The sequence below is a fragment of the Bacillus sp. FSL P2-0069 genome (genome assembly GCF_038593315.1).
GTDB classification, from domain to species: Bacteria; Bacillota; Bacilli; order Bacillales; family Bacillaceae; genus Bacillus; species Bacillus safensis.
This window is the reverse complement of the sequence record NZ_CP151984.1, coordinates 1470526-1494712: the sequence shown is the minus strand read 5'-3', so window position 1 is coordinate 1494712 and position 24187 is coordinate 1470526. Positions and strand designations below refer to the sequence as shown.

Annotated in this window: 24 protein-coding genes; 2 read left to right on the top strand and 22 right to left on the bottom strand. The window is 43.7% G+C overall.

Features of this window, described 5'->3' with window-relative positions:
- Nucleotides 1-3: 3 nt before the first annotated feature.
- From sdaAB to NSQ34_RS07570, 3 genes are all read right to left on the bottom strand, one after another.
- On the bottom strand, nucleotides 4-666 hold the full coding sequence (gene sdaAB / locus NSQ34_RS07580) for an L-serine ammonia-lyase, iron-sulfur-dependent subunit beta (RefSeq protein ID WP_024424201.1): 663 nt from the start codon (nucleotides 664-666) through the stop codon (nucleotides 4-6).
- Between the two features lie 148 nt (nucleotides 667-814).
- Nucleotides 815-2488, bottom strand: coding sequence for a DAK2 domain-containing protein (locus NSQ34_RS07575; RefSeq protein ID WP_024426963.1), 1674 nt, complete (start codon nucleotides 2486-2488; stop codon nucleotides 815-817).
- A 15-nt stretch (nucleotides 2489-2503) separates the two neighbouring features.
- Nucleotides 2504-2866, bottom strand: a complete 363-nt coding sequence (locus tag NSQ34_RS07570; protein WP_008344871.1) for an Asp23/Gls24 family envelope stress response protein — start codon at nucleotides 2864-2866, stop codon at nucleotides 2504-2506.
- Nucleotides 2867-3137: 271 nt separating this feature from the next.
- On the opposite strand from NSQ34_RS07570, the gene rpmB reads away from it, so the two are divergent.
- Nucleotides 3138-3326, top strand: coding sequence for a 50S ribosomal protein L28 (rpmB, locus tag NSQ34_RS07565; protein WP_003212514.1), 189 nt, complete (start codon nucleotides 3138-3140; stop codon nucleotides 3324-3326).
- 69 nt (nucleotides 3327-3395) lie between these two features.
- Here the strand turns inward: rpmB and spoVM are convergent, their stop codons facing one another.
- The 17 genes from spoVM to NSQ34_RS07480 form a co-directional block, all read right to left on the bottom strand.
- Complete coding sequence (gene spoVM, locus NSQ34_RS07560) at nucleotides 3396-3476, bottom strand: stage V sporulation protein SpoVM (protein ID WP_008354550.1); 81 nt, start codon at nucleotides 3474-3476, stop codon at nucleotides 3396-3398.
- 71 nt (nucleotides 3477-3547) lie between these two features.
- Complete coding sequence (locus tag NSQ34_RS07555) at nucleotides 3548-4192, bottom strand: thiamine diphosphokinase (RefSeq protein ID WP_024426962.1); 645 nt, start codon at nucleotides 4190-4192, stop codon at nucleotides 3548-3550.
- A 60-nt stretch (nucleotides 4193-4252) separates the two neighbouring features.
- On the bottom strand, nucleotides 4253-4903 hold the full coding sequence (rpe, locus tag NSQ34_RS07550) for a ribulose-phosphate 3-epimerase (RefSeq protein WP_024426961.1): 651 nt from the start codon (nucleotides 4901-4903) through the stop codon (nucleotides 4253-4255).
- 3 nt (nucleotides 4904-4906) lie between these two features.
- Nucleotides 4907-5803 (bottom strand): ribosome small subunit-dependent GTPase A, encoded by an 897-nt coding sequence (rsgA, locus tag NSQ34_RS07545; RefSeq protein ID WP_024426960.1) that lies wholly within the window; start codon nucleotides 5801-5803, stop codon nucleotides 4907-4909.
- Nucleotides 5804-5815: 12 nt separating this feature from the next.
- Entirely contained in the window at nucleotides 5816-7771 is a 1956-nt protein-coding gene (pknB, locus tag NSQ34_RS07540; RefSeq protein ID WP_024426959.1) for a Stk1 family PASTA domain-containing Ser/Thr kinase, read from the bottom strand.
- Nucleotides 7765-8535 (bottom strand): Stp1/IreP family PP2C-type Ser/Thr phosphatase, encoded by a 771-nt coding sequence (locus NSQ34_RS07535; RefSeq protein ID WP_034281746.1) that lies wholly within the window; start codon nucleotides 8533-8535, stop codon nucleotides 7765-7767. Before NSQ34_RS07535 ends, pknB begins: the two co-directional genes overlap by 7 nt.
- Nucleotides 8536-8538: 3 nt before the next feature.
- Complete coding sequence (gene rlmN / locus NSQ34_RS07530; protein ID WP_024424208.1) at nucleotides 8539-9621, bottom strand: 23S rRNA (adenine(2503)-C(2))-methyltransferase RlmN; 1083 nt, start codon at nucleotides 9619-9621, stop codon at nucleotides 8539-8541.
- A 3-nt stretch (nucleotides 9622-9624) separates the two neighbouring features.
- Nucleotides 9625-10968 carry a 16S rRNA (cytosine(967)-C(5))-methyltransferase RsmB gene (gene rsmB / locus NSQ34_RS07525; protein ID WP_024426957.1) on the bottom strand — a complete coding sequence of 448 codons (1344 nt, stop codon included), beginning with the start codon at nucleotides 10966-10968 and terminating at the stop codon, nucleotides 9625-9627.
- Nucleotides 10955-11908, bottom strand: a complete 954-nt coding sequence (fmt, locus tag NSQ34_RS07520; RefSeq protein ID WP_024426956.1) for a methionyl-tRNA formyltransferase — start codon at nucleotides 11906-11908, stop codon at nucleotides 10955-10957. The genes rsmB and fmt overlap by 14 nt, the downstream gene beginning before the upstream one ends.
- A gap of 5 nt (nucleotides 11909-11913) precedes the next feature.
- Complete coding sequence (gene def / locus NSQ34_RS07515) at nucleotides 11914-12396, bottom strand: peptide deformylase (protein WP_025092560.1); 483 nt, start codon at nucleotides 12394-12396, stop codon at nucleotides 11914-11916.
- Nucleotides 12397-12411: 15 nt separating this feature from the next.
- Nucleotides 12412-14820 carry a primosomal protein N' gene (gene priA, locus NSQ34_RS07510; RefSeq protein WP_342501063.1) on the bottom strand — a complete coding sequence of 803 codons (2409 nt, stop codon included), beginning with the start codon at nucleotides 14818-14820 and terminating at the stop codon, nucleotides 12412-12414.
- Nucleotides 14817-16034 carry a bifunctional phosphopantothenoylcysteine decarboxylase/phosphopantothenate--cysteine ligase CoaBC gene (gene coaBC, locus NSQ34_RS07505; RefSeq protein ID WP_342501062.1) on the bottom strand — a complete coding sequence of 406 codons (1218 nt, stop codon included), beginning with the start codon at nucleotides 16032-16034 and terminating at the stop codon, nucleotides 14817-14819. The genes priA and coaBC overlap by 4 nt, the downstream gene beginning before the upstream one ends.
- 117 nt (nucleotides 16035-16151) lie before the next feature.
- Nucleotides 16152-16355 carry a DNA-directed RNA polymerase subunit omega gene (gene rpoZ, locus NSQ34_RS07500; RefSeq protein ID WP_003211647.1) on the bottom strand — a complete coding sequence of 68 codons (204 nt, stop codon included), beginning with the start codon at nucleotides 16353-16355 and terminating at the stop codon, nucleotides 16152-16154.
- 3 nt (nucleotides 16356-16358) lie between these two features.
- On the bottom strand, nucleotides 16359-16973 hold the full coding sequence (gmk, locus tag NSQ34_RS07495; RefSeq protein WP_024424214.1) for a guanylate kinase: 615 nt from the start codon (nucleotides 16971-16973) through the stop codon (nucleotides 16359-16361).
- A 9-nt stretch (nucleotides 16974-16982) separates the two neighbouring features.
- A complete protein-coding gene (gene remA / locus NSQ34_RS07490) occupies nucleotides 16983-17252 on the bottom strand; it encodes an extracellular matrix/biofilm regulator RemA (protein WP_008344898.1) in 270 nt (89 codons plus the stop codon).
- 76 nt (nucleotides 17253-17328) lie between these two features.
- Nucleotides 17329-18204, bottom strand: a complete 876-nt coding sequence (locus tag NSQ34_RS07485; protein WP_024424215.1) for a YicC/YloC family endoribonuclease — start codon at nucleotides 18202-18204, stop codon at nucleotides 17329-17331.
- 83 nt (nucleotides 18205-18287) lie between these two features.
- Complete coding sequence (locus tag NSQ34_RS07480; protein ID WP_024426953.1) at nucleotides 18288-20963, bottom strand: calcium-translocating P-type ATPase, SERCA-type; 2676 nt, start codon at nucleotides 20961-20963, stop codon at nucleotides 18288-18290.
- Between the two features lie 164 nt (nucleotides 20964-21127).
- Here NSQ34_RS07480 and NSQ34_RS07475 point away from each other — a divergent pair, with 164 nt between their 5' ends.
- Complete coding sequence (locus tag NSQ34_RS07475) at nucleotides 21128-22837, top strand: NFACT RNA binding domain-containing protein (protein WP_326349656.1); 1710 nt, start codon at nucleotides 21128-21130, stop codon at nucleotides 22835-22837.
- 37 nt (nucleotides 22838-22874) lie between these two features.
- Here the strand turns inward: NSQ34_RS07475 and NSQ34_RS07470 are convergent, their stop codons facing one another.
- Both NSQ34_RS07470 and NSQ34_RS07465 read right to left on the bottom strand, forming a co-directional pair.
- The gene (locus tag NSQ34_RS07470) at nucleotides 22875-23378 is read right to left on the bottom strand and encodes a bifunctional precorrin-2 dehydrogenase/sirohydrochlorin ferrochelatase (protein WP_268456178.1); all 504 of its coding nucleotides are present in this window, start codon (nucleotides 23376-23378) and stop codon (nucleotides 22875-22877) included.
- The gene (locus tag NSQ34_RS07465) at nucleotides 23359-24144 is read right to left on the bottom strand and encodes a sirohydrochlorin chelatase (protein WP_024426950.1); all 786 of its coding nucleotides are present in this window, start codon (nucleotides 24142-24144) and stop codon (nucleotides 23359-23361) included. Before NSQ34_RS07465 ends, NSQ34_RS07470 begins: the two co-directional genes overlap by 20 nt.
- Between the last annotated feature and the right edge of the window lie 43 nt (nucleotides 24145-24187).

The following is a 24187-nucleotide window of genomic DNA, read 5'->3' as shown; positions in this document are numbered from 1 at the left end:
TTGTTACTCTGCAATTTGTGTGACTTGAATAATGTTTGGCAGCGTTTCAAGCTCTGATAGGACCGCTGGGTCAATATTTTGATCCACTTCAATCGTCATCAGTGCCTCTTGCCCGACATCTTTACGCGCCACTTCCATATGACCGATGTTGATGGCGAATTTCGCTAAGACATTGGCAACTGCCGCAATCGTCCCGTAGCGATCGTTATGAACCACAAGAATGGCAGGATGATTCCCTGAAAGCCTGAGCTCAAAGCCATTTAATTCTGTGATTTCAATTTTACCTCCGCCGATGGAAATCCCGATTAGTTCAAGGCTTCCGTTCGCATCTGAAATCTCTACTTTTGCTGTATTCGGATGCGCCGGCACCGCCTCTTCTTCTTTAAATTCAATGTCGATCTCTTTGCTTTTTGCAATATCGATCGCTGTTTTGATTCGTTCATCAAATGTATCAAAGTCAAGAACACCGCCAATAATGGCGACATCTGTACCGTGTCCTTTATACGTATCTTTAAAAGAACCATAAAATGAAACGACAATTCGTTTCGGTTCTCTTCCAAATAAGCTGCGAGCTACTCTCCCTATACGAGCCGCACCCGCTGTGTGCGAACTTGATGGCCCAATCATGACAGGTCCAATAATATCAAACACACTTCTAAATTTCATAGGTCTTCCCCTCTCATCACCACTCGCGTATGGTTTGGTTCTTTCTTTAGACTAATGGATTCATTCGTTTCCCGCAACTCATTTCACCGTGGAATGGCTAGTAAAAAATTGCAAAAGAAGAAGAAGGGCTTTATTTGCCCTTCTTTCGTTATTCAACCGCCAAAATATATGAATAAAGCGGCTGTTTTCCATCGTGGACTTCAACTTCTACATCTTCAAATGTTTCTTCAATAAAGGCTTGCAGTGCATCCAGCTCATCAGATGATGCATCTTCCCCTTTAATGATGGTGACAATCTCATCATCTTCTGTCACCATTTTGGTTAGAAGTTCTTTTGCTGCATCTAATTGATTTTTCGCTGTTAACGTGATTTTCCCGTTGAACAGACCCATATAATCACCTTTCGCAATGTCGATTCCATCAATTTGAGTATCTCTTACTGCAAAGGTAATTTGCCCGCTTTTCACATGGTCAATCGCTTCTAGCATCGCTCTTTCGTTGTCTTCATTTGAAGCTGCTTCATTGAGAGAAAGAAGTGCCGACATTCCTTGAGGAACGGTCTTCGTCGGAATGACAACGACCTCACGGTTTGAGACAGTTGCCGCCTGTTTAGCTGCCATGACAATATTAGAATTATTAGGTAAGATAAAGACGGTTTCGGCATGTACGCTTTCTATTGCTGTGACAATGTCTTCTGTGCTCGGATTCATCGTCTGTCCGCCTTCAATGACGACGGAAGCTCCGATACTTTTGAACAAGTCAGCAATTCCTTCTCCCATTGCGACACTGACGACGCCAAAGCGCTGTTTTTCAGCAGCAGGTGCTTTTGGTGCAGCAGGTGCGTGTTCTCTTTCTTCGTTCACGATTGAGCTATGTTGCTCTCTCATGTTTTCTATTTTCATATTAATTAAGCTGCCGTAGCGCTGTGCATAGGATAAGACATCTCCTGGCTGCTCTGCATGAATATGAACTTTCGCCAGTGTATCGTCAGACACCACAAGAAGTGAATCTCCGAATTCACTTAAGTCTTGTCTGAAGGCATTCTCATCAAAGGACTGTTTGTCTTCTTCAAATTTCACCATAAATTCAGTACAGTAGCCAAATTCGATATCTTCTGTGTTCATATGGCTTTGCGCACTTTTATGATGCTCTGCACTAACGAGTTCTTTTAGCGTAGGTAAAGAAGCCGCTTTAGGAGGAAGCTCTTCTCCTCTTAATGAAGCAAGGAAACCTTCATATACGCATAGAAGTCCTTTACCTCCACTATCGACAACACCCACTTCTTTTAAGACAGGAAGCAGATCTGGCGTTCGATCAAGTGATGCTCTTGCTTCCTCAATCGTTAACTCTAGAACGCGGTCAATTTGATCCTCTGCTGCCGAAACAGCAACCGCTTTCTTTGCTGCATCCTTTGCAACTGTTAAGATCGTTCCTTCAATCGGTTTCATCACGGCTTTATATGCTGTATCAACACCCGCCTGTAAGGCAAGAGCAAATTCTTTTGCATCAATCGTTTCTTTTTGTTCAATATGTTTACTGAAACCTCTAAAGAGCTGTGACAGGATCACGCCAGAGTTTCCTCTTGCGCCCATCAATAAGCCTTTCGAGAGGGCCACGCCGACCTTCCCAATATGATCGGTATTTGTTTCTTCAACTGCTTTTGCCCCTGAAGTCATCGACAAATTCATATTTGTCCCCGTGTCTCCATCTGGCACTGGAAAAACATTTAACGCATCAACAATTTGTGCGTTTTGAGAAAGATGGTGAGCACCTGCAAGAATCATTTTTGCAAATGAGCGGCCATCAAGATTTCTAATAGACAATATATTTCCTCCTTACTACGGGTTCGTAACTTTTACTCCTTGTACATAAATGTTGACCGAGTCAACAGAAAGTCCAATTGTGTGATGAATCGTGTATTTGACTTTCGTTTGAACATTATGTGCGACTTCTGATATTTTTGTACCGTAGCTTACGATGATGTACATATCAATATGAATGCGGTCTTCTTTTTGACGCACAAGAACACCCCGGCTGAAGTTCTCTTTGCGGAGAATATCCGTCAAGCCGTCCTTGATTTGATTTTTGGACGCCATGCCAACAATACCATAGCAATCGATCGCAGCGCCTCCTGCCACCATTGCAATGACTTCATTTGATATATCAATTTGTCCGTATTTCGTTCTAAGTTCAATGGACACATTGGTTCCCCCTTTTTGAGAAATTGCCCTGAGTTATCACTATTTTACTATAAGACCCTTCTTTTTAAAAGAAATCATTCAATCCGACCCAATCCTACTTATACTATAGCCTTGATTTTTTATCAAGATGTCAAGGTATTTTTCTTGAAAGAGGAGTAAACAATCCTTGCAAACCCCTTGAAGCTGTGGTAAATTATTAAAGTATCTTGAGGCATCTCTAAGTACGTATATGAAGAATATGATGATGTTTTCGCAGTTAGGAGGGAAACAAATGGCACGTAAATGCGTTATTACAGGCAGAAAAACAAAAGCTGGGAACAACCGTTCTCACGCAATGAACTCTACAAAACGTACATGGGGCGCGAACCTTCAAAAAGTTCGTATTCTAGTGGACGGTAAGCCTAAAAGAGTATATGTATCAGCTCGAGCTTTGAAATCTGGTAAAGTTGAGCGTGTATAAGCAAGAGTAAACGCCTGCTACAATAAACTGTAGCAGGCGTTTTTATGTGGAAATAAAGGAGATTACTCATTAATCTTTTTTAAATGAACCAAGCATCGCACGGACAATGCCGCCAAGAAATCTAGGCAGTTTGATTGTATAAAATTTCATTTTGTCCCCCTCCTAAAAGTACCGCTTGCAGCACAATTGAGCTTAATCAGCCATCCACATTGATAGGTTGGTCAATCTTTGCTTCTTACCATTATTAATATGCCTTCATGAAAAGAAAAAGTACCACTTGAGTGGATGAGTTCGTTACTAATACATAGTGTGGAACCAGGCTCAATATGACAATTTTTCAGAGGATATTTGAAACCTTTTAATGTCAGCTTTTCAACCGATGTACCAAAGGGCAGAAACGACACATATTTTTTATCAGGGTCTTCTTTTATTTCGTATGTACCAGGTCCAAACATTTGAATGATATTTTGCTTATCTACAAGAGTGATGTTCTGCTTGTGCTGAATGCCTTGATATAGAAGGTGAATATTTCCTAGAAAGTGATCAGCCCTTCCTCCTGTAATGCCGTAGATGTGAATATGCGCTGGGTGCTGGCGCATGGCCCAGTTCAGCGCAAGCTCTAAATCGGTTTCATCCTTTTCAGCCTGAAATACATTCAAGGCAGGCAATTTCTTTTTCAGCTCACAAAGCTCTTCTTCTGTCACACTGTCAAAATCACCAAAAGCCTTGGCAGGCATGATGCCGTTCTCTAGTAAAAAAAGCGTCCCCCGGTCTACACCGACCCAGAGAATATCGTCCTGTGATGCTTCCTGTTCAAGGGGCGGGATGTATTCAAAAGGACCGCCGGCTACGATATGTATGTGCATGATATACGCTCCTCTCCATGTAAAAAGAACCAAAGATCAGAGTGACTTTGGTTCCTTTTTTTACGCTTCTCGAATGGCCTGAATGGCGGCTGCACGGTTGTTTTTACCGTATACCGCTGAGCCGGCCACAAGTAAGTTAGCGCCCGCCTCTTTACAGCTCTTTGCAGTCTCTACATTGACACCGCCGTCTATTTCTATGAGTAAGTCTGATAAGCCCTTTTGTTCGCTAAGGGTCTTCACTTCTTTTACCTTCTCGAGGACAGATGGAATGAACGCCTGTCCGCCAAAACCAGGATTCACCGTCATGAATAAGACAAGGTCTACGTCCTCTAATACATGCTCAATCTGAGAAACAGGTGTGTGCGGGTTCAAGACGACACCTGCTTTTACACCTTGTTCTTTTATGTGCTGTATCGTGCGGTGCAAGTGCGGACAAGCTTCTACATGGACAGAAATAATGTCAGCACCTGCTTTTGCGAATGCAGGAATATACCGGTCTGGCTGCTCAATCATTAAGTGAACATCGAGCGGCAGCTTTGTATGCGGTCTGATCGCTTCCACAACATTCGGTCCAAATGTGATATTCGGTACAAAATGGCCGTCCATCACATCGATATGAATGTAATCCGCTCCGCCTTGTTCCACATCACGGATATCTTTCTCCAAATTGGCGAAATCTGCTGATAAAATGGAAGGGGCAATATAAACCATGAGTTAGTACCTCGGCTTTCTGTCTTTGATTTCAGTTAAAAACTCTAAATAATGCTGATAGCGATACGCTCTGATTTGCTCTTGTTCGACCGCGCCTTTTACTGCACAGCCAGGCTCTTTCACATGCAGACAGCCTCTAAACTTACAATCAGCACTCCGCTCTTTGATTTCTAAAAAGTAAAGACCTAAATCTTCCGCTTCGATGCCGGTAAATTCGAGCGAGCTAAAGCCAGGTGTATCTGCAATGAGCCCTTCTGCTGTACGAATGAGTTCGACATGTCTTGTCGTATGCTTTCCCCTTCCAAGATGAGAGGAAATATCATTGGTTTTCAGCGCCAACTCAGGACTCATCGCATTTAAAAGGGAGGACTTACCTACACCAGACTGACCGGCAAATACAGTGATTTTATTGTGAAAATGCGGGGTCAGCTTTTCAATTCCGTCTCCCTCGATCGTGGATGTTACATGAACATCATATCCAATTTGCCGATAGTCCTCTGCATAGCCTTGAATACTTTCACGCTCTTCATCTGTTTTCAATAAGTCCATTTTTGTGATACAGATAATCGGCTTAATATCATTTGCTTCCACCAGCACTAGAAATCTGTCTAAAAGCGATGTGCTAAAGGTCGGTTCTGTCGCAGAGAAAACGAGCACCGCTTGATCGACGTTACTAATAGGCGGACGAACAAGTTCGTTTGTCCGCTCTTTTACTTCTAATAAATAGCCTTCTTTATCGTTATCCGCTTGATATACAACATAATCTCCAACTAGAGGTGTGATTTTGTTTTTTCGAAAAATGCCTCTCGCTCTGCACTGAATCACTTTTCCACTTTCTAGAGACTCATCGAGCACATAATAAAATCCGCTTAATGCTTTAATAATTTTGCCCTCAGGCATAAAGTCCCTCCTTTATTCATCGTCAGGGTATTCGATTGTTTTAGAGCTTACGACTTTATCATCAACCGTCACTTGATAGTATCCTTTTTGACCCGGTTCAATCTTAAATTTAATGGTCCGTTCAGTTGGTGCAGTGATGTTAAAGGTTTCATATGAATCAGAAATGCTATGCTCAGCATCGTCAATGGAAATCTGAACGGTCATCTCTTGCCCTTCAGTGACTGGCTCATACGGGATGGCAATCTTCTCAGTTACCGTTTTAGCCGGTTTTTTCTTCGGTCCGAGTGAGAAGGTGATCTTAACCGTATCCCCTGGTTTCACAGCAGTACCTGCTCCTGGCTCCTGCTTCATGACCTCACCTTTTGGTACATCATCAGAATACGCTTCTTTTTCATCAAGCTTTAATCCGTTATCCTCTAAATAATTCGATGCAGCCTGTTTACTATATGTCGTTAAATCCCGCAAAGTAATATCGGCAGGACCTATGCTGACCGTCAACGTCACTTCTTCATCTGCTGCCACAAGCTCAGTACTCGCTGAAGGTTTCTGTTCCATGACAATTCCAGATTCGGTGTCATTATCATTTACTTCCTCCACAACAACTTGCTTAAACCCTTTTTTCTCTAATAATTCTTTTGCTTTATCGACCTTTTCACCTGTTACATCAGGTAATTCGGTCTTTTCTTTGCCAGTACTTTGGTAAAGCTGAATCTCGGTTCCTTCTTTTACCTTTGTGCCGATTTTCGGGTCTGTTTTGACGACAAGCCCTTTTTCAATTTTTTCATCAGCGATCTCAATTGGTTCAGAGGCCACGGTAAAGCCGGCTTTCTTCAAGGTGTCCTCTGCTTTTTCAATCGTCATGCCAGATACATCAGAGACCTCAACATCTTTTGGAAAGAGCAGTCCGGGAAACACAGTGATGGCTAAAATGGTCGCAGCAGTTAGAATAAACAGGATGGATGCCACAACCCAAGGCCATTTTTTTCGTTTCTTTTTCGGCTTTTGTTTCTCTTTTTTCTTCGGTTTTTGCACCGGATGGACAGCTGTTTTTTCATTGTCTTGATCGACTTGATGATCTTGAATGATTGGGATCGCTTTCGTTGCTTCATGATCCTCTTCAATGACAAAGCGTTTTTCTTTTAGTCTTGAAGGGTCGAAAGCAGTTTGCAGATCTTTTTGCATTTCAGATGCATCTTCATATCGATAAAATGGATCTTTGGCCATTGCCTTTAAAATGATGTTTTCCACGCTTTGTGGAACAGAAGGATTCCATCTTCTTACAGATGGCGGCTCTGATTGCAAATGCTTCAGCGCAACACTGACAGCTGATTCCCCTTCAAATGGCATGCGTCCAGAAATGAGTTCATAGAGCACAATTCCAAGTGAATAGATGTCTGACTTTTTCGTCGCAAGACCTCCGCGGGCTTGCTCTGGAGACAAATAGTGCACGGATCCTAGAACCGAATTTGTGTGGGTGATGGTCGCTGAGCTGAGTGCAATGGCAATCCCAAAATCAGTGACTTTAATATTCCCCATGTTGTCTATTAATATATTGTGAGGCTTAATGTCCCGGTGGACGAGCTGCTTTGCATGGGCTTCTTCCATTGCCGCAACCACTTGCTCCATAATGCGAACGGCTTCTTTCGGATGAAGCGGGCCATTGGCATGTATGTATTCTTTCAGCGTCATCCCCTCGACATATTCCATGACAATATAATAAATGTCATCTTCTTCCCCTACATCGTAGATGCTGACAATATTTGAATGATCTAAACTTGCGGCTGACTGCGCCTCGCGCCGGAAACGTCTAATAAAATCATCATCGCTTGCAAAGTCAAAGCGCAAAATTTTAATCGCAACTTCGCGATCTAAAATCATATCCTCCGCCAAATAAACGTTTGCCATTCCGCCTCCGCCTATGACGCGAAGAATCTGATAACGGCCGCTGATCCGTTTTCCGATCAACACTTGCTGTCACCCTCCTCTGGCTGGGAGGAGATTTCTAACAATACTGCTGTAATGTTATCTTCACCGCCGTTGTCATTCGCTGTTTGGATTAATGCTGTTACTTTTTCATCTGGTGCGGTCGTTTGCGTTAAAATATGAATCAAATTCTCTTCTTCTACTTTATTTGATAAACCATCTGAGCAAAGCAGGATTTGATCTCCAGGGTCCACTTCAAAGGTATGGGCATCGATTTGAACGTGTTTATCTGTTCCTAATGCTTTCGTAAGCACATTTTTTCTTGGATGATATTCTGCATCCTCTTTTGAAATTTCACCTGTTTTCACAAGCTCATTTACAAGTGAATGGTCATCTGTTAGCTGGGTCAGTGCTCCTTCTCTTAGCAAGTAGCAGCGACTGTCGCCAATATGGGCAATTGTGACCGTTTGCAAATGAACGAGCGCACAAACAATGGTTGTCCCCATTCCTTGGCACTCCTCATTGTTTTTCGCATGTTCATATACTTGATCATTAATGTCACTTATTTTTGAGATTAACCAGCTTTCTTGCTCTGCTGGTTTTGCTGGAATTGAAGATGTTTCTTCCCAGTATTCTTTTAAAGAAGAGACGGCCATCCTGCTGGCGACATCACCAGCAAGATGACCTCCCATTCCATCTGCTACAACAGCTAGAAGGGTGTCTTCTTTTGCTTCAAAAATACCTGCATCATCTTCATTATGCTGACGGACTTTTCCTGTATCGGTTTGAAAGGCTGCCCTTATCAACATTCGTCACCTCGTCTCTTCCTGACGCTCCTTCGCTCTTAGCTGACCGCAAGCAGCATCAATATCATGGCCTTGCTCTCGTCTAATTGTTACGTTTACGCCGCGTTCTTTCAGCGTTTTTTCAAATAGGAAGATTTGTTCTCTTGGTGTTCTTACATAATCCCTTTCCGGTACATAGTTCACCGGAATGAGGTTCACGTGGCACTTGATTCCTTTTAATAAGTCTGCAAGCTCTTCTGCATGATGCACTTGATCATTTACTCCGCCAAACAGGCCGTATTCAAAGCTGACACGTCTACCCGTTTTTTGAATGTAGTATTCAATGGCTTCCATTAATTTTGGCAGCTTATATGCCTTATTGATCGGCATCAGACGGCTTCTGATCTCTGTGTTCGGTGCATGCAGAGAGACAGCAAAATTGATTTGCATTTGCTCATCAGCGAATTGATAGATCTTTGGAATGATTCCGCTTGTCGACACTGTAATATGACGCGCGCCAATATTTAAGCCGTTGTCATGGTTGATGATTTTAAGGAAGGCAAGCATTTCGTCAAAGTTATCAAACGGTTCGCCAATTCCCATGATGACAACCGAGCTGACTCTCTCATCTGTTTCGTCAAGTGCCTGCTGCACTTTCAATACTTGAGCAACGATTTCTCCTGCTTCAAGGTTTCGTTTTAACCCGCCAAGTGTAGATGCACAGAATGTACAGCCGATTCGGCAGCCAACCTGAGTTGTGACACAGACAGAGTTGCCGTATTCGTGGCGCATCAGTACTGTTTCAATCGTATAGCCATCATGTAATTCAAATAAAAACTTGATCGTTCCGTCTTGAGACGTTTGTTTGATCACAGTTTTTAATGTGGTGATCGCAAATTGATTTTTTAATTTTTCTCTTAAATCCTTTGAAAGGTTAGACATATCGTCAAAGGATGTCACACGTTTCTCATAAAGCCACTCGAAAATTTGGGCTGCGCGGAAAGGCTTTTCGCCTTGTTCTTTTAACCATTCTTTCATTTCGTGAAGCTCAAATGAGTAGATCGACGGCATTTCTGTCTTCAGTTCTTTTCTTACTTTTTGTTCTGTCATTTTTTATCCCTTCTTTCTCATGCTGCAAATAAAGAAACCATCTGTTCCGAAATAATGAGGAAGGATTTGTACACTTCCGTTTTGAACAAACGGAGCAACCTGCTCAGGCAGCCGTTCATTAAGAGATAGATCGGGTTCGAAGTCTTGGTGTTCTTGTAAAAACGCATGAATCACTTGTTGATTTTCTGTTGGGTCCATTGTACACGTACTGTATACAAGGGTTCCGCCCGGTTTTAAAAGCGGGGCCGCTTCCTTTAAAATGGCCTGCTGGATAGCTGCAAGCCTTGCTGAGTCTTCTTGTGACTTTGTATATTTCATATCTGGTTTGCGTCTAATGACGCCAAAACCGGAACACGGTGCATCAATGAGAATACGGTCAAACGAAGCTTCGCTGTAATAGTCTGCCGCTTTCCTTGCATCAAGTGCTTTTGCCTCAATGTGAGTAAGGTTCAGACGTTTTGCTGCTTGTTTGATGAGTTTCACTTTGTGTTCATGTAAATCAAGAGAAACAATTTTGCCCTCATCGTTCATACGTTCTGCAATATGTGTTGATTTTCCGCCAGGAGCCGCACAGGCGTCAAGCACCGTTTCTCCCGGCTGAGGGTCGAGCGCTCTTGCGACAAGCATCGAGCTTTCATCTTGTATCGTCACATAGCCTTCTTGAAAAGAAGGGGTTGAGACGATGGACCCTTTCATGAGCTTAAGTGCATCTTCAGATAAGTCGCCAAGCTCCGTTTCAATGCCTGCATCCATTAGTTTTTGCTGCAGTGCCGTGCGGTCAGTTTTCATTCGATTGACACGAAGGGTTTGCTTTGGCGGAACTAAATGAATGCGGCACATGCTTTCTGCCGCTTCAAACCCGTACGCCTGAACCCACTCCTGCACAAGCCATAATGGGTGGCTTGTCTCAATGGACAGCCGCTTTACGGGATCTTTGATCGCATCAAATGACGGAACGCCTTCTCTTTGTACGGAACGAAGAACACCGTTCACAAGTGAAGAAATGCCTTTGTGCCCGCGCTTTTTCGTTAGCTCGACAGCTTCATGAATGGCTGCACGATCTGGTATTTTTTCAAGGTACACCATTTGATAAAGAGACATCCGCAAAAGCTGCATCACCCATGGAGCGACCTTTTGCGGTTTTTTCACAAAGGGCGTCAGCATATAATCTAATGCCAGCTTATTTTGCAGTGTACCATATACAAGCTCTGTTAACAGCGGTTTGTCCTGATCAGCTAAGTCTTTATCTTTCATGACTGACTGCAACAGCAAATTACTGTAAGCTTGATTTTGTTCGAGTTTGATTAAAGCGTCCAGCGCTACTTCTCTCACATTACTTTTCTTCATTCATTAACCCTAATTTCTGTCCAATTTCGATATTTGCGCCTCTTAAGAAGTCTTCGCCGCTCATTTTTTTCTTACCAGCTGGCTGCACACCTGTTAATAAAAGGCCTTGCTCATTCCCAGTTGCAATGACCGGACCTTCTTTTTGAAGCTCAATCACTTTCCCGGGTTCTTCTTGCGCTTGAAGCGGAACCTTTTTCGCTTCCCATACTTTTAGATGAGCGCCGTTCCATTCAGTATAGGCAACTGGCCAAGGATTTAGCCCGCGAACTTGGTTGTAAAGCTCTTCACCGGTTTTTGTCCAGTCTAATCTTTCTTGCTCCCGCTTAATATTTGGTGCGTATGTGGCCGCTTCTTCATTTTGCGGAATTGGAGAAATAGACCCGCTTAGAACATTTGGCACCGTATCTTTTAGCAGCGTGGCACCAGCTGCACTTAATTTATCATGCAATGTTCCGACATTGTCTAATTCATCGATTTCTACTTCTACTTTACTGATCATGTCACCTGCATCAAGCCTTTCCACCATGTACATGATGGTAACGCCTGTTTTCTTTTTGCCTTGAAGGATCGCATAATGGATCGGCGCGCCGCCTCTTAGTTCTGGCAGGAGCGAGGCATGAACATTGATACAGCCAAACTTAGGTTCATCGAGTAATCGCTTTGGTAAGATTTGTCCAAATGCCGCTGTGACGATTAAATCCGGCTGTAATGCAAGCACCTTATCAATTTCTTCATCAAGGCGCACCTTTTCAGGCTGCAACACAGGAATGCCGTGCTTTAAGGCTTCCACTTTTACAGGAGGCGGTGTGAGCACTCTTTTTCTTCCTTTTGGGCGGTCTGGCTGCGTGACAACCCCTACCACTTCGTATCCTTCTGTTATCAGTGTTTGCAGCACAGGTACTGAGAAATCAGGGGTTCCCATAAATACGATACGTGCCATTTTCTTCACCCTTCCATTTCCGCAAGTTCTTTTTCTGTATAGGTTTCAATGATTTTTGACGTAAATAAAATGCCGTCTAAATGATCAATTTCGTGCAATAAAGCTCTTGCTAAAAATCCGTCTGCTTCTATTGTAAATGGTTTACCTTTCTTATCAAAGGCTTTTACCTTCACATAGTTCGGTCTCTCTACAGTGCCGTATAAAGATGGAAAGCTCAGGCAGCCTTCAATATCTGTCTGGCTTCCTTCTACTTCAAGCACCTCGGGGTTCACTAAGTCAATTCTGCCAGATTCTTCTCCGATATCTACAACAGCGATTCTTTTTGAAATACCGATTTGTGGTGCTGCTAGTCCAACTCCATCCAGCTCAAGCATTGTATCATACATATCATCCAGCAGTTTTTTAAGCTTTTTATCGAACGTCTCGACGCGCTCTGTCTTTTGTTCAAGCACTTCTGCCGGATGTATGACTATTGGTTTTACTGCCACTTACAGCCCTCCGTTTTACATCATCATATATGGATTCATATCTATTGAAATCATCAATTGTTTTTGTTCCATTTCCTTTTGATAATGGTCTTGTATTTTCCGTAGTAAACTTGCCAGTTCATTTTCCCTTTTGTATTTTATCACGCATTGATACCGATATCTATCTTTGATCTTAGCGATTGGCGATGCGGCCGGACCAAGGATTCGAGTATTCGGTGCACAGTTCATTTTTAGGAACTGGACAATTTGGTCAGTAACATGCGCTGCCTTCGTCACTTCTTCGTGTGACACTGTCACCATCGCCAAAAAGTAATAAGGCGGATAGGACTGGTGGCGGCGATGCAGCATCTCCTGTTCATAAAAGGCTTCGTAGTCATGCTGCTTCGTTAATTCAATACTATAGTGAGAAGGTGTATACGATTGAATAATAACCGAGCCCGCTTTTTCATGGCGCCCTGCCCTGCCGCTGACCTGTGTGAGAAGCTGAAATGTTTTTTCACTTGAACGAAAATCAGGGATGTGAAGGGATGTATCCGCACTGAGAACACCAACAAGTGTGACATCTGGGAAATCCAGCCCCTTTGCAATCATCTGCGTCCCGAGCAAAATGTCCGCTTCTTTATTGCCAAAAGACGTAAGGAGCTTTTCGTGAGCACCTTTACGAGACGTTGTATCCACATCCATTCGGATCACACGCGCCTCAGGCAACACCTTTGTCAGTTCTTCTTCTACTCGCTGCGTGCCAGTCCCAAAGTAGCGAATATGCTCACTGTGACATTCTGGACATTCAGAAGGTACTGGAGCTTCGTGACCACAATAATGGCACTTTAGCCGTTTTTGATAGCGGTGATAGGTGAGAGAAATTTCACAATGAGGACATTGCTCCACATATCCGCAATCACGGCACATCACAAAGGATGAATAGCCTCTTTTGTTCAGAAATAAAACGGCTTGTTCTTTTCTTTCAAGCACTTCCTTTAACCTGATCATTAATTCTTCTGAGAACATGGAGCGGTTGCCATTTCTTAGTTCTTCTCTCATATCAATTAACGAAACGTGCGGCAGCTGCTGCTGGTTGACGCGGTGCTTGAGCGGCAGCAATGTATAAACGCCTTTTTTCGCACGTGCATAGGTTTCAAGTGAAGGTGTTGCACTGCCTAATACGACTGGACATTGATGCCGCACTGCTCGTTCAATGGCGACATCCTTGGCATGGTAACGAGGCATTTCTTCTTGTTTATAAGAGGATTCGTGCTCTTCATCTATAATAATCATGCCTAAATTTTCAAATGGAGCGAAAACAGCAGATCTTGCGCCAACGACAAGCTTGACTTCCTTGCGATGAATCTTCCGCCATTCATCATATTTTTCTCCTGTCGATAAGCCGCTGTGAAGAACAGCCACATTTGAGCCAAATCGTTCTTTAAATCGCTGCACCATTTGAGGGGTTAATGAAATTTCAGGAACTAAAACGATCGCTTCTTTTCCTTTTTGAAGAACATGATCAATTGTCTGCAAGTAAATCTCCGTTTTGCCGCTTCCTGTCACTCCGTGCAGCAAAAAGGTTTCGTGCTGATCCTCCCTGACCGCTTGATGAATATGTTTTGCCGCCTCTCTTTGCTCAGGCGTGAGATCAAGTGATGCAGATGGTGTAAACTCCCGGTCACGGTAAGGATCCCGGTAGACCTCTTCATAGCTTTCTGTTAACAGCCCTTCTTGAATAAAGGTTTTAAGCGTTTGAGAACTCGCGCCTGTTTGCTGCTGCAAGTCTTTCGCTAAAAAGGTGGTCTCTCCCGCTTGAAGCAAATAGGAGATCAGTGCCTTTTGTTTCACCGCATTTTTCTTTAGCTGCTGCTGCTTTTCTTCAAGTTTTTCTTTCGATACAGCCAACTGGAGCATGCGGACCTTTTTCTTTCCAGATTTTTGCGAGACATGGTATCTCACCTCTAGATGACCTTTTTGGACATGCTTTTGAATCTGTTTTAATTGTTCAGCCGGGATGTCAGCATAAAGAATGCTCTCACGCTGACCGAAAAGCTCTTTCAATGACTGCGGAAGTTCTTCCTCTGATAGCACCTGTATTTCTTTTTCATACTTTGCCTTCATGGCTGCGGGCAGCATCGATTGAAGTGCCGTAATATGATAGGACAATGTTTTTTCCGTCAGCCAGTGGGAAAGCTCCAGCAGCTCATCTGTCAGAACAGGTGATAAATCAAATAAATCGACTATCTCTTTGATGCTTCCTGTCTTGATGTCTGTTTCCTCTTTGACTTTTGTCACAAACCCTTGAATCTTCCGCGGGCCAAAGGGAACGACCACCCTCATTCCCGCTTTGACGAGATCTTTGAATCGATCTGGTACACGGTAATCAAATGGCCGGTCAATGGCTTTCGTTGTGACATCTACGATGACTTCAGCAATCATGCGCGATCACGCTCTTCTGGAAGCAGCTGTATTGCCTCCTTTAAAATTTCAAAAGCGAGGTCTTTTTTGCTCATCATCGGCAGCTCTTTTTTCGTTCCATCTGCTTTGATGATCGCTGCCACATTTGTATCTGTGCCAAATCCTGCACCTTCTTTAGTGACGTTATTGGCCACAATCATATCTAGGTGCTTGGATTCAATTTTCTTTTTCGCATAATATTCTACATCCTGCGTTTCAGCTGCAAATCCGATCAGCACTTGATGCTCTTTTCTTTTCCCTAGCTCTTTTAAAATATCTTTTGTCCGGGTGAATTCAATGTCCAGTGTGCCGTCCTGTTTTTTCATTTTATGAGCATATGTCGTGACAGGGGTGTAATCGGCAACAGCTGCTGATTTAATGACAAGATCTGCTTCTCCGTATACATCTAGCGCAGCTTGATACATCTCCTCAGCTGATTCAACGTGCACTACATGTACATGGTCAGGTTCAGTTAAAGAAACAGGTCCAGAAATCAGCGTAACATCTGCCCCCATTTGCTGAGCAGCCTCTGCGATCGCATAGCCCATTTTTCCACTAGAACGATTTGTAAAGAATCGGACAGGATCGATGACTTCACGTGTAGGACCTGCTGTCACCACGACTTTTTTTCCTGAGAGCGGTAAGCTTTTTGGCTCATCAAAAAAAGCACGGATGTGTTCAACAATTTTTTCAGGCTCTTCTAATCGCCCTTTTCCAATGTATCCGCAGGCTAAATAACCTTCACTTGGCTCAATAAACCGGTAGCCGTCTTCATATAATGTGCGAATGTTCCGTTTCACAGCGGGGTGATCGTACATATGCACATTCATCGCTGGTGCGATCCATACAGGCGCTGTTGAAGCAAGCAAAGTCGTCGTCAGCATATCATCTGCAAGTCCAGCGGCCATTTTACCAATCGTATGTGCTGTTGCAGGGGCAACAAGAATGAGATCGGCCCAGTCAGCTACGTCAATATGCGCAATGACTCTTGGATTGTTTTCTTTGAATGTATCTACATATACCTCATGCCGAGACAGTGCTTGGAAGGTAAGCGGAGACACAAACTCACGAGCAGATTCCGTCATAATCACTCTTACATTTGCGCCTGCTTGTACGAGTTTACTAGTAAGTGCTGCTGCTTTATATACGGCGATTCCTCCGCTGACACCGAGCAATATATTTTTTGACTGTAACATTTGTTTGTCCCCCTTAACGGCCTTTTTCACAAATTCGTCTACAATTCAAAAAAGTCAAAACCAATCATAGTTTTGACTTTTTTGAACGTATCGTATCTGCATTGCAGAAGCGATGTGTTATTCTTGATCCTCTTTTTCAAATGTCAAAAGACCAGCGTCAATTTCTTCTAGTGCTTTGCCTACGAATTTGTAAGACTTTGTGTTTTCAATCTGCTGATCTTGATGGATCTGCATTTCACGTGCACGACGTGCCGACACTGTTACAAGTGTATATTTTGAATCAAGTTTGTTCATCAATGAGTCAATTGAAGGATCTAACATGGTTTATTCTACCCCCAGCATTTTTTTATATCTTGGTGCGACTCTGTCTCTGCGCAGGTGTTCTGCAAGGACGATCGCTTTGATTCTTTCACAAGCAAGCTCGACATCATCGTTTTCAACGACATAGTCGTAAGCATCCATCATTTCAATTTCTTCTTTCGCAGCAGCCATTCGGTTTCGAATGAGCTCCTCAGATTCTGTACCGCGAGTAATGATACGGTTTTGAAGTTCTGAAAGACTAGGCGGTGCAAGGAAAATAAAAAGACCTTCCGGGAATGCTTCTCTTACTTGAAGTGCACCTTGCACTTCAATTTCAAGGAAAACATCTTTTCCTTCGCTTAATGTCTGTTCTACATAGTCAACAGGCGTGCCGTAGTAATTCCCGACGTACTCTGCCCATTCTAACAGCTTTTTGTTTTCAATCATATGTTCAAATTCTTCCCTGGTTTTAAAGAAATAATCGACACCATTTCTTTCACCTTCACGCGGTTTGCGTGTCGTCACAGAAATAGAGTATTCAAATTTCGTATCTTCCTGGGAGAAAATGGCTTGTCTGACCGTTCCTTTTCCAACTCCCGAAGGTCCAGAGAGAACGATTAAAAGTCCTCTTTCTTTCATAATGGCGTATTACCCCTGCCCTTCATCTATGATTTCTTCTTTTACAGAAAGTCTTTGCGCGACAGTCTCAGGCTGAACGGCAGATAAGATGACATGGTCACTGTCCATAATGACAACAGCACGGGTTCTTCTTCCGTATGTAGCATCTATGAGCATGCCTCGATCTCTTGCGTCTTGTATCATTCGTTTAATCGGTGCTGATTCCGGACTGACGATCGAAATCATCCGATTCGCTGAAATGATGTTTCCAAATCCGATATTGATCAACTTTATGGTCATCTTCTTTCGTCCCCCTGTAATATAAACGTCTCTAGTCTCGCCGAAAGAGACGCACTGTAAACAGCATACACAATGACTATTCTATATTTTGCACTTGTTCTTTTATTTTTTCAATAGCACTTTTCATTTCAACCACCAGCTTTGTTAAATGGTGATGGTTCGCTTTTGATCCAATGGTGTTCACTTCACGGTTGAGCTCCTGTACAAGGAAGTCAAGTTTCCGGCCGGCAGCACCGCCTTGCAGCAAGATTTGCTGAAACTGCTGAAAATGACTTTTTAATCTCGTGATCTCTTCTGTAATGTCACACCGGTCAGCAAAGATGGCTGCCTCTGTAGTCAGTCTGCTCTCGTCAAGCGCCTCTCCGATCCATTCTTGCAATCGCTGATTCAATCGTTCTTTGTACTGACTCACAACCTCTGGTGCAAAGACTTTGATTTCTTCTGTATAGGCCTCTAGTTCAGAAAGCCTCAGTTCACAGTCTTTTTGAAGGGATGCTCCCTCTTGCTCTCTCATGAAGCAAAGCTCCTTGACAGCAGCCTCGCAAGCTTCCATCAGCAGCTGCTCTAACTGTTCATTTCGGCTGGCTGACTCTTCCACCTGAACGGCAAGCTCCAGCCCCAGTAAGTCATGTGCATGCTGAATGCCTGAAATGTGATAGCGTTTCTCGAGGTCTTTTGCGGCTTTCATGTATTCATCAAGCAGCGGCCAGTCGATCTGTAAGGACCGGCTTGCTAGTTTACCGCCTTCAATCGTGACAAACAGCTCAATTCTACCGCGCTGCACGTGACGAAGAATGATCTTTTTTAATGTATCTTCGAAATATAAAAGCGGCCTCGGCAAACGGGCATGAACCTCTTTAAAACGGTGATTGACCGATTTTAGCTCAACTGACACTGTCAGTTCTCCATCCGTTTTACTCGCTTGGCCGAATCCCGTCATACTGCGTATCATGTTAAAACACCCAATTCTTTCATATTAATAAAATGAAAAAGGTAATAGCAGACACTATTACCTCAAAATTATACCATAATCAATTATTTTTTTCTTGTCAAAAGTGATCCTGCCAGTAAAAAAGTTGGCAGTGCAGACATCCCGATGATCAGCAGCCAATCAATTGGTGCAACCGCGACCGTTTTGAAAATCGGCTGAAGCGGCGGGTAATAAATGACCACAAGCATGAGCAAAAGTGATGACAAAACCGCACCGATCAAATAAAGGTTCCCAAATGGGTTACGTTCAAAAATGGACCGTTCACTGCGGCAGTCAAATACATGAATGAGCTGCGCCAAAACAAGCGTACTAAATGCGACAGTCTGTGCATATTGCAGGTTGTTTGGATCGCGGTGATACACAAATATAAATGCCAAAAGGGTCGCAAGTCCGATGAGGAAGCCTCTTGAAATGACCTTCCAGCCAAGCCCTCTAGCAAAAATGCCCTCTTTCACATTCCGCGGCTCTCTCTTCATGACATCGCCTTCTGGCTTATCCATGCCAAGTGCCATAGCCGGCAGACCATCTGTGACAAGGTTTACCCATAAGATTTGTATAGGAACGAGCGGCAGCGGCAGCGCGAGCAGCATCGCAAACAGCATGACCAAAATTTCTCCGACATTTGATGCCAGCAAATAACGGACAAACTTACGAATGTTTTCATAAATATTCCGGCCCTCTTTAATGGCGGATTTTATGGTCGCAAAGTTGTCGTCAAGTAAAATAAGAGAAGACGCTTCTTTGGCTACGTCTGTTCCAGTGATGCCCATGGAGATACCGATATCTGCTTGTTTAATGGCAGGCGCATCATTGACCCCATCACCTGTCATCGCCACAACATGCCCATTTTTTTGATAGGCTTTGACAATTCTCAGTTTATGCTCAGGGGAAACCCGGGCAAAGACGTATACATTTTCAGCTGTTTGCTCAAGCTCTTTGTCGTTCATCTGATCAAGCGCTTTCCCGTCGAGCACCTGTCCTTGTTTCGGTAAAAGGCTCAAGTCTTTGGCGATCGCTTTGGCCGTTTCTACGTGGTCGCCTGTAATCATGACCGTTTTAATCCCGGCATCCCGGCACTCTTTAATCGCTCGTCTGACTTCAGGACGCGGTGGATCGATCATGCCCTCTAACCCGATAAATGTTAAATCGGTTTCAGCCTGCTTTACAGAGGTGATTTTTTCTGTCAGACCGACTTTTTTATACGCAATGGCAATGGTTCTAAGCGCCTGTCTTGCTAACCCTTGAATCGCAGCTTCTGCTTCTTGCCTATGAGTTGCTGAAAAAGAAGCTGTGCGTCCGCCGTGCATGATATGACTTGAACGGTTCATTAGTACATCCGGCGCACCTTTTGCAATGACATACCGCTCTTTTTGATTCGTTTCAACGACGACTGACATCATCTTTCTTTCTGAGTCAAAAGGAAACTCCTCAATGACATGAAATCCAGCTTCAATGAATTGCTCTGTAAAACCCGCTTTACGTGCTGCGGTAAGAAGCGCCCCCTCTGTCGGATCGCCATCAAGCCTCATCTCCCCGTCTTTTTCAACGATGGTCGATGTATTACAAAGCGCCCCGTATAATAACACCTTTTGCAGGCTTGGGTGCTTGTCGGCATGGACGATTTCTCCGTTTAAGGTAAAGTCACCGGATGGCTCGTAGCCTGTGCCAGAAATATTCCACGTTTTCCCCTCTGCCCATACATGGGTCACGGTCATTTTATTTTGCGTCATCGTTCCTGTTTTATCTGAGCAAATGATTGACGCGCAGCCGAGTGTTTCCACAGCCGGGAGCTTTCTGACGATCGATTTCTGTTTGATCATCCGCTGCACCCCTAGGGAAAGTGCGACAGTGACAATCGCCGGCAGTCCTTCTGGAATTGCCGCAACAGCAAGAGATACTCCCGCTAGGAACATATGATACAATTCATGTCCTTGCACAACACCGAGAACCACTACGAGCACCGTTAAAAATAAAGCAGCCACAATCAGAATTTTCCCGAGCTGCTCGAGACGCCTTTGCAGCGGCGTTTCCATATTACCTGCTGCATCCAGCATACCGGCAATTTGTCCCATTGCCGTATTCATTCCTGTACCAATGACAACCCCTACGCCGCTTCCTCTAGTAACAAGCGTCCCCATAAAGGCCATGTTCGTCAAATCTCCAAGTGAGACATGGCTGCTTGAAAGAGGACTTGCGTGTTTGACCGCTGGGATAGACTCGCCAGTGAGAGCGGACTCCTCAATTTCTAAGCTCTTTGTTTCTAGTAATCTAATATCTGCCCCAATCCGGTCTCCGCTTGAAAATTTCACAATATCCCCTGGCACGAGATGTTTAGACGGGATCTTGACCCATTCATTATTTCTCCTTGCATATACATGCGGAGTTGATAATTCTTTTAACGCTTGAAGGGATTTTTCCGCCCGGCGCTCTTGATAAAAGCCGAGTACACCATTAATCAAAACAATGGCTACAATCGCAACAGCATCAATGTATTCTCCTAAAAAGGCAGAAATGATTGTTGCTGCAAGCAAGATTAACACCATGAAATCTTTAAACTGTGCTAAAAAAATGATCAGAGCCGACGCCTTTTTTCCTTCCTGCAATTCATTTGGCCCGTGTTTTTCAAGCCGCTTTTGTACATCTTTTTCTGACAGTCCGTCACCTATCGATGTATTCATTGTTTTTAATAAATCGGTTTGGTTCAGTTCATGCCAATTCATTTGACCTCGTCCACTCCTCTTTTGTTCTCTCTCATATGCAGTGTTCTATAAGCCAGTTTATTCAGACTCGTCCTAAATCATGCTATAATAATAAGACTGCCTAAAGAACGAGAAAACGGAAGTTCTTTCAGTAGATTTGTGTGAAAGAAGAGGGTGTATCCAACATGTCATTTGACGGCATTTTTACATATGGTATGACAAATGAATTGCAAGAGACATTAACTGGCGGGAGGATTTCTAAAATCCATCAGCCATATAAGCACGAGCTGATATTTCATATTCGGGCAAACGGGAAAAATCATAAGCTCCTTTTATCGGCTCATCCGAGCTATGCGAGAGTGCAGCTCACTGAGCATCAATACGACAATCCAAGCGAGCCGCCAATGTTTTGTATGCTCCTCAGAAAGCATCTTGAGGGCGGCTTCATTGAACGTTTTGAACAGATTGGATTTGACCGGGTGATCGTGCTTCATGTAAGAAGCAGAAATGAAATTGGCGATGAGCAGACGCGTAAGCTTTACATTGAAATCATGGGACGTCATAGTAATTTCATTCTGGTAGAGGATGGAACGCAGCAGATCATTGATGGTTTGAAACACCTTTCTCCATCTGTGAACAGCTATCGAACGGTGCTTCCTGGTCACGAATACCTTCTGCCGCCTGCGCAGCAAAAATTGAATCCTTTTGACGTGACAAAGGATGATATTTTGAAGCATTTACGCTTTCAAGAAGGAAAGATCGCAAATCAAATTGTCGATACCTTCTCTGGGGTTTCCCCGCTGTTTGCAAAGGAAGTTGTACACCGGGCCGGTCTTGCCAATCAAGAAACGATTCCAAATACACTGCTCGACATGTTTCAGCTCATTCGCATGCATTCTTTTACACCGCAGCTCACAAGAAAAGACGGAAAAGAGTATTTCTATTTATTAGAGCTTCAGCATGTCCATGGCGAGATGAAGACATTCGACTCACTCAGCCAGCTGCTTGACCGCTTTTATTTTGGAAAAGCTGAGAGAGATAGAGTCAAACAGCAGGCAGCGGACCTTGAACGGTTTGTCGTCAATGAAAAAAAGAAAAATGAAAACAAGCTGAAAAAGCTAAAAAGAACCCTTGAAGAATCTCAAGATGCACACAAATATCAGCTCTATGGCGAATTGTTAACAGCCAATTTATATGCAATTAAAAAAGGGGATAAAGAAGCGACTGTTATCAATTATTACGATGAAGACGGCGGAGAAATCACGATTCCGCTCAAAACAAACAAAACCCCTTCTGAAAATGCCCAGGCATATTTTACAAAATATCAAAAGGCAAAAAATGCTGTAGAAGCTGTAAATGAACAAATTAAGCGGACACATGAAGAAATTGCTTATTTTGAAGAGCTGATTCAGCAGCTGTCCTCTGCTTCACCGAAGGATTTAGAGGAAATGAGAGAAGAGCTTGTGGAAGGAAAATATTTGCGCGCCAAACAAAAGCGTCTCGCCAAAAAGAAAAAACCGGCGGCCATTCAGCTCGAAACGTATGAATCGTCCCAAGGCATATCAATTTTAGTCGGAAAAAACAACAAACAAAACGAGTATTTGACTACAAAGGCAGCTGCTCGTGATGATATTTGGCTGCATACAAAGGATATTCCTGGATCACATGTCGTCATCCGTCACCAAGCACCTGATGAACAAACGCTGCTTGAAGCGGCTCAAATTGCCGCCTATTTTTCAAAGGCAAAAGAGTCCAGCTCCGTACCTGTCGACTATACAAAAATCCGGCATGTGAAAAAACCAAACGGAGCAAAGCCTGGCTTTGTTACGTATGATCAGCAGCAAACATTATTTGTCACGCCTGACGAAGATCTTGTGCTCAAGCTGAGAAAATAAATAAAAAGCCGATAAAATCGAGGGTCAGTCCCCGATTTTATCGGCTTTTTCTTTTTCGTTTTTTTCTTTCGATGTAAAGGGCATCAAGTGCGTCAATATCCTCTTCTTCAAGCAAGGATTCAATTGCCGCAGCCAATTGTTTTGTCCGGGCGGGGCTTGCACCGCTTGTAGAAACTGAAATCGTCACTTTTCCTGCTTTGACAACCTTCGGCACCATCACATTGCCGAGCTCAGATTGGCTCACACAATTCACGAGCTGGTGAGGCTGTGCTGTTTGTGCAATCCATTCATTTACCGAAGGGTCGTTTGTAGCAGCAACAATGAAAAACGCATCCTTTAAATCTTCAGCGCCCACCTTCTTTTCCTTCCAATTCAATGCGTATGTATCAATGAGGCACGCCATCTCTTCAGAAAGATCAGGACTCACAACTGTTATCTGGCAAGACTCCGTACACAATGCCTTTGCTCTTCTTAACGCGACAGATCCGCCGCCGGCGATGACCACTTGTTTATCGGTTAAATCAAGATGGACTGGAAGCATGGATTTCTCCTCGGAAACGAAACGCATCGTCTTTGTTTAAAATGGTTTCTTGCACGCGTTCAATATAAGCCGATTTGACATGCGGATGAAAGCCAATATACCGGCATACCTGGACATCTTTCAGCCGCTTTCTCGCCTGAGCGGCTTCACTTTCAATTTCTTTCATTAAAATCCCCGTAAACAGCAAGTAAGGAACGAGATAGACAGGCCCATCGTCATCTGCTGATAACTGCGCGAGAACATCTCGATAATTTGGCTCACATGCTGTAATAAAACACGGAAGAACCTCTGCATGCGGAAGCAGATTTCGGACATCGTCTGCAATGCCAAACACATCTCGCTTCACATCCGGATCAGAGCTCCCGCGGCCAATTAAAAGAATCCGCGCGCGCTCGCCTTGATATCCTGCTTCTTCAATTCTTGCGGCAACCGCTTTTGTTACTTCTTGATTCACGCCGATTGGCTTTCCATATGTGACCTTCACTTGCGGGAAACGCGCATGCACTTTCTCAATTTCGACCGGGATATCCGATTTGGCATGCATGGCAGTTAAAAGGAGGAGCGGGACGATTGCAATGTGTGTCGCTCCTTTTTTCACACAGGCCTCAAATCCTTCTTCTATAGAAGGGTCCGTCAGCTCTAAAAAACAAATTTCTTGTATATCTGCTTTCACTAACGGCATACAGCTTTTCATAAAAGAAATGGCCTTATCTTGTGCTTCTTTTACCCTGCTTCCATGCCCAACATAAAGGACAGCTTGTTTCATGCGGCTCCTCCCTCTCACTTGTTTTCATCAGACGAAAAGACAC